Origin of the sequence: Streptomyces sp. NPDC002698, assembly GCF_042888945.1 — a bacterium.
Taxonomy (GTDB): Bacteria; Actinomycetota; Actinomycetes; order Streptomycetales; family Streptomycetaceae; genus Streptomyces.
Genome location: NZ_JBIAQM010000028.1, coordinates 71,732 through 86,045, shown reverse-complemented (window position 1 = coordinate 86,045; position 14,314 = coordinate 71,732). Strand labels below are relative to the sequence as shown.

The following is a 14,314-nucleotide window of genomic DNA, read 5'->3' as shown; positions in this document are numbered from 1 at the left end:
AGGCCGAACAGGGTCGTGTCGCTCGTTTCCGGACGGGAGCACGTTCCGATGCGGCGGTCGCACCGGGACCGGCACCCTCATCCGGCTCGCGCGAGCGTGCCGGACGTGCGTTGGGGTCGGTCGATCAGGAGCTGATTGGACAGGATGAGACGGCTGACTGTGCCGCGGCCGCGCTCGGTTGTGTGTCCCGAAGCGATGGTCGACGTCGTGGAATGCCGCGTCGACCCGAGGACCGGGACTCTGCAACTCCTTCGGGTCGGCCCGCGGTTCCGCGACGGAACAGGCTGGAGCCGAACCATCGACGCCGTCAGGCGGTCAGCCCACCCGCCGCGAGCCGGTCGCTCAGGTCTCTCACCAAACCCGTGCCCAGAGTGTCCGCCCGGGTCAGAAGTGCCTCGAAACCCGTGAGACGGCGGAAGGTTTCGGCGTACACCGCCTGCTCCTCCAGGGGGAGTTGGAGTACCTGAAGGCGCCGGATGTCGACCCTGGACGAACTGGAGGCATGGGTGCCCGCCTGACGTCCGTTGGCCGGTGCGCGCAGACAGCCTGCGAGAAAATTCGCATCCAGTTTCTCCTGGTCCACGCGCAGGGCGTAGAGCTGAGGGCCCAGGGCCATCGGGGGCCCTTCATGCACCCACGCCTTGTAGGCCCGTACGACTCCGGCGACCACGACATCGCCCTCCTCGGCGATGGCGTGAGCCGCGTCGGCACCGGCCAGCCCGCTGGGAGTGCCGTCCATCAGGAGGTCGGCAACGGTGAGGAGCGGCACGGTGGATCGACGCGGTGACGCCGTGGTCTCCGATGGCTGCTGTCCGGCGCGCAGTGTCACCGCACCGGCCTTGACGAGATCCCCCACCGTGGCCGTGGTCTGGGGTGCCTCGGCCTCGAAGCCGAGTTTGGACAGGTGCTGCACGTGGCCGGCCAGCTCGACCAAGGAATCACCCAACTCGCCCCATGAAGCGGCCAGTTCCAGGCTAGAGGGCTCCGCGTTCGATGCGGTGTAGCGTCCGGGGGTCACGTCGACCTCGTCGTCCAACAGGTCGAGCAAGGGGACGCGAACGGCGCTCTCCGGAAGGACGTCGTCCGGACTGTCGAGGGCCTGCACAGCGGAGAGGACGAAGGAACCGAGAGCGTCCCAGTCGGGTCCAGGCTCACGTGCGCCGGGTCTCGCGAAGCGTGTGGCGTCCACGAGCAGTGCGTCCTGGCTCGGGGGAGCGGATGCAGGACTGTCCGGAGCGGCTCTCAGGATCCACAACTGAAGTGACACGCTGTGCGGTTGCGCGCTGCCGGGCGGCAGGGCCACGACCGCTCGAAGCACCCCCGTACGGAGCAGTGAGCCGCGGATGCGACGACCCGCCTTGCGCGAGGCGACGGCGGGAGGAAGGACGACGACAGCCGCCCCGCCCGGCTTGAGGTGGGACAACAGATGCTGCACCCAAGCCAGTTCGGGCTCGGTCCGCGGTGGCAGTCCGTGTGTCCAGCGCTGGTCGGTGGCCAGTTCCTCGTAGCCCCAGTCGCGTTCGTTGAACGGAGGGTTGCAGAGTGCGATGTCGGCACGCACTCCGGCGAACGGGTCTTCGCGAAGGGCGTCCGCCGTGGCGATCTCCGTACGGACGTCCCGGTTCTCCGTGATGAAACCGAGCCGGGCCGAGGCCAGTGCCGCGAGCGCCGGATCCCGCTCGCACCCCAGAGCCACCAGGCCCGGACCGTTGTACTCCTGCACGGCCGCGGCGGGGAGATGCCCGGTGCCACAGGCGGGATCGAAGACGGTCAACCCGCTCTGGTCCGCGCCGAGACGGACGGCGAGGGCGATCCGGGTCATCAGCGCGGCAAGTGGCGCGGGCGTTGTGCTGAGTTGCCGCACATGAGTTTCGAGCCACCGTTGCATCAGGAACTCGAAAGTCTCACGCGGCCCTTCGCTCCGGCCCAGTCTTGCCGCATCGCCCACCAACTCGATTGCCTTGTCAGAGAGTTCGGCATGCGAAACGCGGGCTCTCGGGGTGCGCATGCGTCGAGCCGACTCGGCCACGGCCAGCCCCGACTCGTCCCTGCTGCCGAGCGCCTCGAACCGCGGCCAGAGGAACTCGCGGCCGCCGATGTCCTTGAGTTTGCCGTTGTCCCGAAGCCACTGCTCGACCTCGGACAGCGAGAACTGGGGACTGACGTCAGTGCCGCCGATGCGGGTGGGGAACGAGTCGTGACGGCGGCGCCAGTTGCTCACCGCCGCGCGCCCCACTCCCGCGATCCGGGCGATCTCGGCCAAGCTGACGGGTACGGCGTTTGGTGTACTCATCGAACAGTCTCCGAGGTGCCTGGCCGGCTGGGTTGGTCGGCGTCCCAGCGGCGCTGTTGCGTGGAAGGCTACTACGCTCATTGACTTTGTTCACAGTGTAAAGCCGCGAGGGTGGCGTGTGGAAAATGTGGAGGACGGGCGAAATGCAGAAATTCACGCCGGGAACAGTGCTGCGGGACCGCTATGAGCTGAACTCGGTGCTCGGCCGAGGTGTGATGGGGCAGGTGTGGCAGGGACGTGACCTCTATCTGGAACGGCCCGTGGCGGTGAAGACGATCGCCGCGGAACTGCTGGCCGTCCCGCGGAGCCGCGAGGAGGCGCTGGCTCGTTTCAAGAGGGAGGCGCAGGCCGCGGCACGGCTGGACCACCACAACGTCACCACGGTCTTCGACGCGTCGATCACGGACGACACCTGCTGTCTGGTCATGGAACTGATCGAGGGCACCACCTTGGAGTACCTCTTCGACCAGCAGGAGAACGAACGATTCGACGTGATGTCGGCCGCCGCCGTGGCAGCCCAACTGTGCGCCGGACTGTCCGCGGCCCACGCCGCCGACCTCGTGCACCGTGACCTCAAGACCCAGAACGTCATGATCCGGCGGGACGGCGTCGTCAAGATCCTGGACTTCGGCCTGGTGAAGCTGCTCACCGACGCCGACCCGCGCCTGACCATGACCGGCGAGGGCATCGGCAACATCCTCTGCGCCTCACCTGAACTGCTCTCCGGCCAGGACCGGCTCGACGGCCGCAGCGACCTCTACGCGGTCGGCTGCCTGCTGCACCACATGCTCACCGGCAGCGCGCCCTTCGCCACCGACCAGCCGGCGCTCCTCGCCTCCCGTCATCTGAGCTCGCCCCCGCCGGCCGTCGCCGATGAGGGGGTGGAGGTCCCCGACGCCCTCCAGGAACTGGTCACGGCCCTCCTCGCCAAACGTCCGGAAGACCGCCCCTCCTCCGCCGTCGAGGTCTACGCGGCGCTGGCCCCCTACCTGCCGGAGCCGGACCCCGGGCTGGCCACCCGCCGCGGTCTGCCCGAGGACCCCCGCCGCCCCTTCCTCGTCCCGCAAGGGCCGAGGCCCGTGTGAACAGTGAGAGGATGGCGTGGTTGACCGGGTGCGCCGCGTCGCCCCCGGCCGCAAGGCTGTGACAGGCGTCGCGGGCGCCGGGACTGGGGACGGGCGCAATGCGGCGAAGCCTTGGACGGTACGAGCTCACACGCGAGCTGGGCCGGGGTGGCATGGGGGTCGTCTGGGCGGCGAACGACCCCGACAGTGGCCGCGAAGTGGCCGTGAAACTCCTCGCGCCCCGTGGTCGCGGTACCGAGCTCACCATGCTGGAACGCCGGTTCCTGCGCGAAGCGCGCCTGACCAGCCGGCTGGATCACCCGGGCATCCCCGCCGTCCATGATCACGGCAGTCATGAGGGTGAGCTCTACCTCGTCATGGATCTGGTTCCGGGCCGCGCGCTCGACGCCGTGCTCGAGAGCGACGGCCCCCTGCCCGTCGAGCAGGCTGCGGACGTCGCACGGCGCACCGCCGAGGTGCTCGCCTATGCCCACGGCCAGAGCGTCGTGCACCGCGACCTCAAGCCGTCGAACCTGATGATCACCCCGGACGGCGAGATCAAGGTTCTCGACTTCGGTGTCGCGGCCGCTCTGGAACCCCAACCCGGAGAAACCCGCTTCACGGCGGCCAACGCCACCCCCGGCACGGTCGTCTACATGGCACCCGAGCAGGCCGTGGGCAAGACCGTGCCCGTCAGTGACCTCTACTCCCTCGGCTGTGTCCTGTACGAACTGCTCACCGGGTCCCCGCCCTTCACCGACGGCAGTCCCTTCATGCTGTACCACCAGCACGCGAACGAGCCCGTACCTCCGCTCGCCGATCGTCGCTCCGGTGTCCCGGACGGATTGCGGACGCTGGTGGCGGCCCTGCTGGAGAAGAAGCCCGAGGACCGGCCCGCCTCCGCGGCCGAAGTTGCCGCACTGCTCACGGCCTGGACCCCGGTGCTGCCCGGCCCGCGCTCGGCGACGGCGCTCGCGCATCCACGGCTGGCGGAGATCGCCGCCCTCCGCCGGTCCGGACGCCCTGCCCGTGCCCTGGAGGAGTACGAGGAACTCATGGCAGCTCCCGGTGTCGGGCGCGCCGACCTTCTCGCCGCGAGAGCCGGAGCGGCCCTGTGCGTGGGCGCGCTCGGCCGCACCCGCGAGGCCCTGGACGAGCTGAAGTCGGTCCTCGCCGAGCAGCGCAGCCTTCTCGGGGCGGGGGATCCGGCGGTGCTGGACACGCGGTACGAGATCGCCGTGCTGCTGGTCCGTACGGGCGAGCGTCACGCGGCCGTGGAGCTGCTGCGGCGCCTCGTCGGCGACGAGGAGAGGGTCCTGGCCGCGGACGACATACGTAGTGGACGCACCGGCTCGCTCCTGGAGCGACTGCGGCGCATGGTTTGATCGGCGCCCGAGGCGACCATTGTTTTGTAATCTCTGTTCACAGGTATTCGCTCGTGTTACTCTCCGACCGCACCGTTCCGGTGGGGAGGCAGGACACTGTCTACGGACGGCAGCAGGAGACACCGAGGAGAACAGCGCCCATGACGCCAGCAGCTCAGCGTGAGACCGAGCGGACGGGGGCGCCGGAGCTCCCCGAGGAGGGCAATCTCGTCGAGGTCCGCGGCCAGTCCTGGGTCGTCGCCCGCGTCGAGCCGTCCCCGGCCTCCGACGGCGACGAGGAGCGCAGGCCCGCCACCCTCGTCCACCTCCAGTCCGTCGCCGACGGCCGCTTCGGCGACACCCTCTCCGTCATCTGGGAGGTCGAGCCCGGCCGCCGTGTCCTGCCCGCGGGCTCCCTCCCCGACGCCTCCACCGGCGCCTACGACCCCCCGAACCGTCTCGCGGCCTTCCTCGACGCGGTCCGCTGGTCCGCCGTCGCCTCCGCCGACGCCAAGACCCTCCAGGCCCCGTTCCGCTCCGGTGTCGCCGTCGAGCCGTACCAGCTGGAGCCGGTCTCCCGCGCCGTCGGCGCCCCCCGCGTCAACCTCCTCCTCGCCGACGACGTCGGCCTCGGCAAGACCATCGAGGCAGGCCTCGTCGTCCAGGAGCTGATGCTGCGGGGCCGGGCCAGGCGCACCATGGTCGTCTGCCCGGCCGGCCTCACCCTCAAGTGGCGCGACGAGATGGCCGAGAAGTTCGGCCTGGAGTTCACCATCGTCGACTCCGAGCACTGCGCCCGCCTGCGCCGTACGCACGGCACGGCCGCCAACCCGTTCCGCGTCCACCCGCTGACCATCGTCTCCCTGCCCTGGCTGCGCGGACAGAAGGCCCAGCGTCTCCTCGACGAGGTCATCGGCGCCTCCGAGGAGAGCCCCGACGGCGAGCACAAGCGCTTCTTCGACCTGCTCGTCCTCGACGAGGCCCACCACGTCGCCCCCGCCGCGCCCAAGCAGGTCTACGCCGTCGACTCCCAGCAGACCAAGCTGATCCGGCGCCTGGTCCCGCACTTCGAGCACCGGCTCTTCCTGTCGGCGACCCCGCACAACGGCTACCCCGAGTCGTACACCGCGCTCCTCGAACTCATCGACGACCAGCGCTTCGCCCGCGGCGTCGACCCCGACAAGGAAGCCCTCAAGGACACCGTCGTACGGCGTCTGAAGTCGACCGTCACCAACGCCGACGGCACACCGCGCTTCCGCACCCGCAAGACCAACGAGCTCTCCGTCGACTACACGCCGCAGGAGCGCGAGATCCATCAACTGCTCGGTTCCTTCGCCGAGTTGCGCCGTAAGAAGCTGACGCCGACGGCACGCGGTGGCCGCCGCGCCGCCGACCTCGTGACGCTGCTGCTGAAGAAGCGCCTCTTCTCCTCTCCGGCGGCCTTCCTCCACACCGTCCAGGTCTACCTCTCCCACCTGGAGGACACCGGCCCCGCCCGCGGACGCGCGGCAGCCGCCGAAGTCCCCGAGTGGCTGGAGGAGTTCGCGGACCTCGTCGCGGACCTCGACGACACCGGGCTCGTCGAGGCCGAGGACGACGCCCTGACCCGCTCCACCTCGCTCACCCCGGCCGAGGACGGCCAGGAACTCGACCTGCTTCAGGAGATGGAGCGCTGGGCCCTCACGCACGAGGCCGCCCCGGACTCCAAGGCCGACGCCCTGATCGCCGCCGTCAAGGCCGTCTGCCGCCCCGACGGCAAGAGGTGGACCAACGAGCGGGTCGTCATCTTCACCGAGTACCGAGACACCCAGAAGTGGCTCTACGACCTCCTCCAGCAGGAGGAACTCACCAACGGCGGCCGGGTCGAACGCCTCCACGGCGGACTGCCCACGGACGAACGCGAGCGCATCCGTCTCGGCTTCCAGGCCGAGCCCGCACGCCCCGAGGGCAAGGTCCGCATCCTCCTCGCCACCGACGCGGCCGGCGAGGGCATCGACCTCCAGAACCACTGTCACCGTCTGATCAACTACGACATCCCCTTCAACCCCAACAAGCTCGAACAGCGCATCGGCCGTATCGACCGCTGGGGCCAGAAGCACGACCCGGAGATCACCCACTTCATCGGCTCCGGCTGGCAGCAGGCCCAGGCCGGTTCCTACGAGGCCGACCTCGAGTTCCTCTCCCGCGTCGCCAAGAAGGTCGCGCGCATGGAGCACGACCTCGGCTCCGTCAACGCGGTCCTCGCCGACGCCGTACAGCGCCGCATGGCCGGCGACACGGCACCCGTCGACATCGAGAACGCCAAGCCCAAGCCGATCAAGGGCCGTCGCACGGGCGGCGAGGTCGCGCCCGAGCAGAACGTCACGGCACAGACGAAGAAGCTCGCAGACCAGTACGAGGAGACCGTCTCGTCCCTAGGTCTCACCCCGGCGAACGTGAAGCGCGTCGTCGACACGGCCCTGGCCCTCGACAACCAGCCCTCGCTGCTACCCTCCACGCTCCGCGCTGAGGACTTCGAACCGGGTGACCTCTTCGACGTGCAGCCGCTGTCCGGGAGTTGGGAGCGGGCGACCCGCGGCCTCGCCCACAAGCTCCGCGAGGGCGAGCAGCGCCCTCTCACCTTCTCCCCGGCGGTCGCCGCGCAGGGCCGCGACGACGTGGTCCTCGCCCACCTCAAGCACCCGCTCGTGGCCCTCTCGACGCGCCTACTCACCGCGGCAGTCTGGAACGCGGACTCGGTCGGCCTGAACCGCGTCACCGCCGTCGTCTCCGACGATCCGGCCGTCACCACGACCCTGGTCTCCGCCTACGCGCGGTACGTCCTCGTCGGCACCGACGGCACCCGCCTGCACGAGGAAGTCCTGTACGCGGGCGGCTGGTTCGGCGACACCGGACGCTTCCGCCGCTGGGAGTCGGTCAACGAACAGGGCCGGGTCCTGTCCCGTGCGCTCACCGACGGCACGGAGGCCGCCCCGCACCTGCGGCAGGGACTGACCGAGGCATGGGGGACCCTCCGGGACCCGCTGTACCGGTCGCTGGAGGCCCGGGCCTCCGAACTCGGCCGTCAGCTGGAGAGCCGTCTCACCGACCGCCGGACCGAGGAGGAGCGCCGCATCACCGCCACCCTCGACCGCTTCGAGGCCACCCTGCGCGCCAAGCTCAAGGAGGAGGGCGACGGCGAGGGCGAACAGCTCGCCCTCCTCTCCACCCACGAACTGACCGGCCACGAGCGCCGCCAGTTCGAGGACGACCGTCGCCGCTGGGACGACCGTCTCCAGGGTCTCCCCGCCGAGCGCGAGCGCGAACTCGCCGCGATCGCCGCCCGCTACCGCGAGCCCCGCTCCCACCTCTTCCCCGCCGCTGTCGTCTTCGTCATCCCCGCAAAGGAAGCCCGCCGATGAGCCGCCCCCGCAGCGCCATGAGCGCTGGAGTAGCCGCCGCCAAGGCCCAGGCCCTCGACGGCCGTCGGCAGCACCAGGAATGGCTCGACCTCACCGAGGTCTCCGGCCCCTTCCTCACCATGCCCGTCCTCCTGCGCGCCTGGCCCCAGCTCGACGCCCTGGAGAAGGACGAACGCGCCCGGCTGCGCGCCCGCCACGCCGACTGGCAGACCGACACGACCGCGGGCCGCGACGAGTGGGTGGCGTACCTCCTGCGCGGCCTCCTCGGCTGGGACGACGCCCTGACCCTGCGCCAGGGCGAGGCCGAGCATCACGGTCTGGACCGCCTCACCCTGCGCGTGGCCGAGCACAACACCGAGGTCCGCCCCGACTTCGCCCTCGTCGAACCCGGCATCGACCTCGCCGCCGAACCGGACACGGAATCCGCGGCCAAGCGCGTACGACTCCTCGGCGTCACCGTCCCCGCCGGTACGGCGCCCACCTCCCGCGCGGGCGGAGGCGGCGACTGGGCCGCTGCCCCCGCCGACCGCCTGGCCCGCCTTCTGCGCCACCACGGCGTCCCCCTCGGCCTGGTCACCGACGGCCGCTGGTGGTGCCTGGTCTGGGCCCCGCTCGGCGGCGTCACGACCACGGCTGTCTTCGACTCCATCGGCTGGAACGAGGCCGCCGAACGCAACGTCGTCCGCGCCTTCGTCTCCCTGCTGCGCCGCCGCCGCTTCTTCGAGTACGAGGAGGCCGAGACGCTCGTCGGCCTGCTGAAGGCGAGCCTCGCCGCCGGTGAGGACGTCACTGAGGCCCTCGGCGTCCAGGTCCGGCAGGCCGTCGAGCTCCTCGTCGACGCCATAGGACGCGCGGACGTCCGCGCCGTCGAGCACGGAGCACCGGGTCTGCACGCCTCGGGTGTGAGCGCCAGTGAGGTCTACCGCGGTGCCGTCGCAGTGATGATGCGCATCGTGTTCCTGTTGTTCGCAGAGGAACGAGGACTGCTCCCCGCCGACAACGAGGTCTACGCCCGCTCCTACTCCGCCCGCTTCCTGCGCGACGAACTCAAGGCGCGCGCGGACGAGGAGGGCGAGACGTCGCTGGAGCACACGACGTCCGCCTGGCACCGCCTGATCGCCCTGTTCCACGCGGTGCACGGGGGAGTGGACCACCCGGGCTCCGGTTTCCACCTGCCCGCGTACGACGGTTCGATCTTCGACCCCGAGAAGTACCCGTGGATGGAGCGCACGACCCCGCTCCTCCCGATCGACGACCGAACCGTCCTGCACATGCTCCAAGCGGTGCAGGAGGTCCGCGTCGGCAAGGGCAAGGACCGCGAGGTGCGCACGCTCAGCTTCCGCGCGCTGGACGTCGAGCAGATCGGTTACGTCTACGAGGGCCTGCTGTCGTTCGACGGGCGCCGGGCGACCGAGCACATGGTGGGGCTGATCGGTCCCGAGGGCCTCGAACACGAGGTGCCGCTGCGGGAGCTGGAGTCGCTGGCGGCGAGGTCCGGGGCCTCGGTGAAGGCTCTGGCGAAGGCCGTCCACGAGAAGTGGAAGGACCCGAAGCCCCCGGCGACGGCCGGGCAGTTGGAGAAGAAGCTCGCCCCGGTCGGGGCCGAGGACGCGGCGGAGGCACGGCGCCGGCTGAACGCGGTCACGAAGGACCCGGCGCTGACGGAGCGGCTGCTGCCGTTCGGCGGCATCCTTCGGGACGACCTGCGCGGCCTGCCGACGGTCATCCCGAACGGCGCGCTGTACGTCACGGAGTCCTCGCTCCGCAAGAACACGGGCACGCACTACACGCCCCGCTTCCTGGCCGAGGAAGTCGTGCTGCACGCGCTGGAACCGCTGGTGTACGAGCCGGGTCCGCTCCAGACGACGGAGACAGGGGAGTGGCGTCTCAAGTCCGCCGAGCAGATCCTGGACCTGAAGGTCGCGGACATCGCGATGGGTTCGGCGGCGTTCCTGGTGGCGGCCTGCCGTTACTTGGGTGACCGTCTCATCGAGGCCTGGGAGTCCGAGGGCCGCGCGGACGCGATGACCTATCGCGCGGGGCGGGCCGTGGACGCGGTGACGTCGGCGGACGCGGAGCAGGACCCGGTGGTGGTCGAGGCGCGGCGCCAGATCATCGAGCACTGCCTGTACGGCGTGGACATCAACCCGATGGCCGTGGAGATGGCCAAGCTGTCGCTGTGGCTGGTGTCCATGGACCCGGGGCGGCCGTTCACGTTCCTGGACGACCGGCTGGTGGCGGGAGACTCGCTGCTGGGTGTCACTTCCCTGGCTCAGCTGGAATCCGTCCATATGGATGTACGGAAGGGGCATAAGCTACACAAGGGGGCTTTCGAGCAGGAGTGGACTGAAGTCGCCAAGCAACAAGTGCACCGAGCGGCGCAGAATCGGCAAGCCATCGCCGAAGTGGAAGGTCGCAGCGTCAAGGACCTTGCCGTGAAGCGCACCTTGCTGGAGGCGGCACAGAACGATGCTCGGCGCCTCAACCTGATCGGTGACCTGGTGGTGGGTTCGGCATTGGCCGAGGAGAGTGGTCTGCGCGGAAGTCATGTACGCGCGGTCGAGCTTGCGGTCATCGCGGCCGATGACCGGGTTGCCGATTCGTCTGAAGCTCTTCGTCAAGCCCTGAACGAGAGTGCAGCCTGGCTTGGGGTAGATCTGCCCGATGGTGCCTTTAGACGACAGCCGCTTCATTGGCCGTTGACTTTCCCCGAGGTGTTCGAGCGTGGTGGTTTCGATGTGATAGTGGGTAATCCGCCATTCTTGGGTGGCCCAAAGATCACGCCATCGCTCGGCTCCTGCTATCGCGAGTTTTTGGTGGACTTTGTCTCCGACGGGACAAGCGCTAGGAACAACGACCTCGTGGCGTTCTTCCTTCTGAAGGTCCATCAGCTTCTTCGGTCTACTGGGCAAGCTGGATTGATCACCACGAACAGTGTGGCGCAAGGTGACACTCGGGAAGTCGGCCTGGATCAGCTTGTTGCAAAGGGTGTCGTCATTCGACGGGCCGTTAAGAGCAGGCCTTGGCCGTCGAAGTCGGCTTCGCTCGAGTTCAGCGCCCTTTGGACAGCGTCCACTGTTCCTGCGCCCGCCGCAGTACGCGTTCTCGATGGCGTCGTGGCTCCTCAAGGAATTTCATCGTCTTTGACGCTGAACTCTCGGATTTCAGATCGGCTTCACCGCCTAGCGATGCATAGGAAGAGGGCGTCCCTGGGGTCGTGTCTTATGGGGTCGGGCTTCATCGTGAGCCAAGCAGAGGCCCAAGCATGGATTGAAGTCGACGAGAGGAACAAGGAGGTCCTATTCCCCTATTTGAATGGGCAGGACGTGAATACCAGTCCAACTCATACTGGTGAACGTTGGGTGATCAACTTTCGGGAAATGAGGGAGGGGCAGGCGCGCTCCTACGATCTCCCTTATAGGTGGGTACGTAATGAGGTGTGGCCTGAACGCAAATTGAAGGACCCTGTCAAATATCCGCGAATGGTGCATGAGTGGTGGAAATATTGGAGCGCCAGGCCGGACCTCTATGAGGCTCTACCGGGATTGGAGCAGTGCATCGTTATCACGCGTGTCAGTAAAGTCGTCATGCCTGCTATGGTGCCGACAGGGAAAGTATTCAGCGACGCCACGGTGGTATTTGTTTCAGATGACTTTGCAGATCTTGCGATCCTGAGTAGCTCCGTTCACTATTGGTGGGCGCTCGATCGCGCATCGACGATGAAGGGGGATCTCCGTTATGCCCCTACCGACGTTTTTGAGACTCTCTATTGGCCAGCGGTCACGCAAGGGCTTCGTGATGCTGGTGTCCGCCTGCACGAGTTCCGTCGTGAGCTTATGCTGCGACGTGATGCAGGGCTTACTGCTGTCTATAACTTGTTCCATGATCAAGAATGCAACGACGAGGACATCGCCGAACTGCGAAACCATCATGAGCGGGTCGACGTGGCCACTGTTGCGGCTTATGGATGGCATGATCTTTTGGACCCCACGGGGGTGACGCCTCCAGCCGATACCGCTCATGAGACGTTCAGGCTCGACCATGGGTTTCATAGGACTGACCAAGGAGTCCGTTACACCATCGGTCTCGCTGCCCGCACAGAAATCATCGACAGGCTACGCCAGTTGAACCATGAAGCCTACGCCGACGAAGTCCGCCTCGGTTATCACGCGAAGGGTGCCTCCAAGCTCGGGACGTCGTCGTCGGCGAAAAGCGTCAGCGAACGTAAGGGGCAGAGGGATGAGCGAGGCGGGTTGGATTTCGGTGACGGTGCGGAGGGCGCCCTGTTCTGAGCCGTCGACATGACAACGGGCTCGCTCGCGTCACCCCAAGTGACGCGAGCGAGCCCGTTGTTCCGCTCGGAAGTCGTACTCGGCTCTACTCCACCGCGAGTGCCACGAACGCCGCCCACTTGCCTCGGTCGACCCGTAGCACCGACCCGCCAGCCACGGCCTTCGAGTCCCGTACATACATGGCGTCCAGGCCAGCGGCCACCTCGACACAGTCGCCACCGCTGGTTCCGCTGTAGCTGCTTTTGAACCAGTCCAGTTCAGCGGCCTGAGCTGTGTGCTGGTCGGTGCTCATAGCTCCCCTGTCATGCGTTCGATGAAACGAGAGGATTCCTCGGTGTTGAGGGCCTGTGTGCGCAGCATCCCATACCGCAGCCAGAACTCGCTGACCTCGTTCGGAGCTGTCCTGACCGTCACCACGTCCTGCGCCTCGATGTAGACCTGCCGCGTGCGATCCGCTGATTCCAGCAACACCATGGGCCCGCTGTGGGCGCCTCGGGTGGTTGGCATGATCTGGAGTTCGACGTTACGCCTCCGTGAGCATGCCAGCAGGTTTTCCAACTGTTCGCGCATTACCGTCTTGTTGCCCACCACACGTCGAAGGGCGTCTTCCTCCACCACGAACACGAAGACCGCGGGCGGGTTCTTGCGAGTCAGCAAGCTTTGCCGTGCCAAGCGGGCTGCGACGCGTTGCTCGATGGTCTCGTCGTCCAAGGCCCTGTGTCTGCAACAGCCCAGAGATGAGGAGGGGATCGTACGAGAACCTGCTCAGCGCCTCCGCTTCCAGCAGCGCGACGTTGCGGAAGAACCGAGGCAACTTCGCCCGATCTACCTCCCCCTGAAGTGCGTCCAGTACCCCATCCGCCTCCAGCACCCGCTCCGCCCCGACAGTGAACGCCGCCTTCGCCGGCCTCCGGCCCTGCTCCACCGAAGCCACCTGCTCCAGCGAGTAGCCGATCGTGTCCCCGAGTTGTTGTTGGTTCAACCCCACCCGCTTGCGCAGGTGTTGCAGTAGAACGCCGTACGCTGACCAGACACCCGGCACATCGGACCCCTCGTCCTTTGGCTTCGGCGTGTTTCCCCCCGCGTGTCCCGTACTGCCCTCACATTTCCATGCCCTTCCGTCCCGCCTTGCACCCCGCCGCTGGGCCATGTTCAACGCGATCCGCAACCAACGAGACACGCCACGGGACCCGTGTAAGCCCGTACAGGACCCGTACAAGCAAAACCACGGCCAGTCGTCCCGCCGTACGACAACAAAGCCGTACGACCGTCGTACCTGTTCACCGGGCCATCCACCCCGCCACGCTGACCCCGTGATCCACCCCCAGATCACCGGCGAAGCCAAGTCGCCCCATACGTCCGTCCCGCACCTGACCCTGCGCTTCAGCAGCGCCAGACGCGGCGCCCGCCTCGCCCGCCAACTCGCCGTCCAGCAGTTCACCGAGTGGACAGGCCTCCCGCACGACTGCGACCTCGCACACACCGTCGCCGTCCTCATGGCCGAGCTGGCGTCGAACGCCGTCCGCCACGGCAGCCTCCCCGGCCGGGACTTCAGGCTCGCGCTGCTCCTCCTGTCGGACGCACTTCGCGTCGAGGTGACCGACACCCGCCCGGAGCGCCGTCCGGAACCCGCCTCCACCGCCCCGCAGTCACTCGACGCCCCGTCGGGACGGGGACTGCTGCTGGTGGAGGCGTACGCCGAACGCTGGGGCTGGGAACGCCGGGACGCTTGCACGAAGACCGTGTGGGGCGAGGTGGCGCTCCCGTCCCCGCCAGAGACGCAGAAGGCGACGAATTCGGCGAAGAATCTCTTGTGAACTCAGTGCATGAAGAAGATACTGGTCTCGTCCCCGTCGCCCGTGCCCCGTTGGGTGAACACTCCCCGGGCGTCCCCTGTGAG

General features: G+C 68.0%; 8 protein-coding genes and 1 pseudogene. 5 read left to right on the top strand and 4 right to left on the bottom strand.

What is annotated here, in order from left to right:
• Positions 1-307: 307 nt before the first annotated feature.
• Positions 308-2,293: an N-6 DNA methylase gene (locus tag ACFYW9_RS30415; RefSeq protein ID WP_389156972.1), complete on the bottom strand. Its 1,986-nt coding sequence runs from the start codon at positions 2,291-2,293 to the stop codon at positions 308-310.
• Positions 2,294-2,436: 143 nt separating this feature from the next.
• Here ACFYW9_RS30415 and ACFYW9_RS30410 point away from each other — a divergent pair, with 143 nt between their 5' ends.
• The 4 genes from ACFYW9_RS30410 (at position 2,437) to ACFYW9_RS30395 (ending at position 12,414) form a co-directional block, all read left to right on the top strand.
• Positions 2,437-3,378, top strand: a complete 942-nt coding sequence (locus tag ACFYW9_RS30410) for a serine/threonine-protein kinase (protein WP_389156969.1) — start codon at positions 2,437-2,439, stop codon at positions 3,376-3,378.
• A 98-nt stretch (positions 3,379-3,476) separates the two neighbouring features.
• Positions 3,477-4,742 (top strand): serine/threonine-protein kinase, encoded by a 1,266-nt coding sequence (locus ACFYW9_RS30405; RefSeq protein WP_389156966.1) that lies wholly within the window; start codon positions 3,477-3,479, stop codon positions 4,740-4,742.
• A gap of 140 nt (positions 4,743-4,882) precedes the next feature.
• The gene (drmD, locus tag ACFYW9_RS30400; RefSeq protein ID WP_389156961.1) at positions 4,883-8,122 is read left to right on the top strand and encodes a DISARM system SNF2-like helicase DrmD; all 3,240 of its coding nucleotides are present in this window, start codon (positions 4,883-4,885) and stop codon (positions 8,120-8,122) included.
• Positions 8,119-12,414 (top strand): Eco57I restriction-modification methylase domain-containing protein, encoded by a 4,296-nt coding sequence (locus tag ACFYW9_RS30395; RefSeq protein ID WP_389156957.1) that lies wholly within the window; start codon positions 8,119-8,121, stop codon positions 12,412-12,414. Before drmD ends, ACFYW9_RS30395 begins: the two co-directional genes overlap by 4 nt.
• 85 nt (positions 12,415-12,499) lie before the next feature.
• Here ACFYW9_RS30395 and ACFYW9_RS30390 read toward each other — a convergent pair whose 3' ends face one another.
• The 3 genes and pseudogenes from ACFYW9_RS30390 to ACFYW9_RS30380 form a co-directional block, all read right to left on the bottom strand.
• Entirely contained in the window at positions 12,500-12,706 is a 207-nt protein-coding gene (locus tag ACFYW9_RS30390; protein ID WP_389156954.1) for a DUF397 domain-containing protein, read from the bottom strand.
• Entirely contained in the window at positions 12,703-13,125 is a 423-nt protein-coding gene (locus ACFYW9_RS30385; RefSeq protein WP_389156951.1) for a DUF5753 domain-containing protein, read from the bottom strand. The genes ACFYW9_RS30390 and ACFYW9_RS30385 overlap by 4 nt, the downstream gene beginning before the upstream one ends.
• 196 nt (positions 13,126-13,321) lie before the next feature.
• Positions 13,322-13,564, bottom strand: a pseudogene (locus ACFYW9_RS30380) (helix-turn-helix domain-containing protein); the annotation flags it as partial.
• 163 nt (positions 13,565-13,727) lie between these two features.
• Between ACFYW9_RS30380 and ACFYW9_RS30375 the strand changes: the two are divergent.
• Positions 13,728-14,231, top strand: a complete 504-nt coding sequence (locus tag ACFYW9_RS30375; RefSeq protein ID WP_389156948.1) for an ATP-binding protein — start codon at positions 13,728-13,730, stop codon at positions 14,229-14,231.
• The last annotated feature ends 83 nt before the right edge of the window (positions 14,232-14,314 follow it).

What these genes read in the sequence shown, in the direction of transcription:
- ACFYW9_RS30415 (WP_389156972.1), bottom strand. Translation starts at nt 2,293, where the DNA reads ATGAGTACACCAAACGCCGTACCCGTCAGCTTGGCCGAGATCGCCCGG.
- ACFYW9_RS30410 (WP_389156969.1), top strand. Translation starts at nt 2,437, where the DNA reads ATGCAGAAATTCACGCCGGGAACAGTGCTGCGGGACCGCTATGAGCTG.
- ACFYW9_RS30405 (WP_389156966.1), top strand. Translation starts at nt 3,477, where the DNA reads ATGCGGCGAAGCCTTGGACGGTACGAGCTCACACGCGAGCTGGGCCGG.
- drmD (WP_389156961.1), top strand. Translation starts at nt 4,883, where the DNA reads ATGACGCCAGCAGCTCAGCGTGAGACCGAGCGGACGGGGGCGCCGGAG.
- ACFYW9_RS30395 (WP_389156957.1), top strand. Translation starts at nt 8,119, where the DNA reads ATGAGCCGCCCCCGCAGCGCCATGAGCGCTGGAGTAGCCGCCGCCAAG.
- ACFYW9_RS30390 (WP_389156954.1), bottom strand. Translation starts at nt 12,706, where the DNA reads ATGAGCACCGACCAGCACACAGCTCAGGCCGCTGAACTGGACTGGTTC.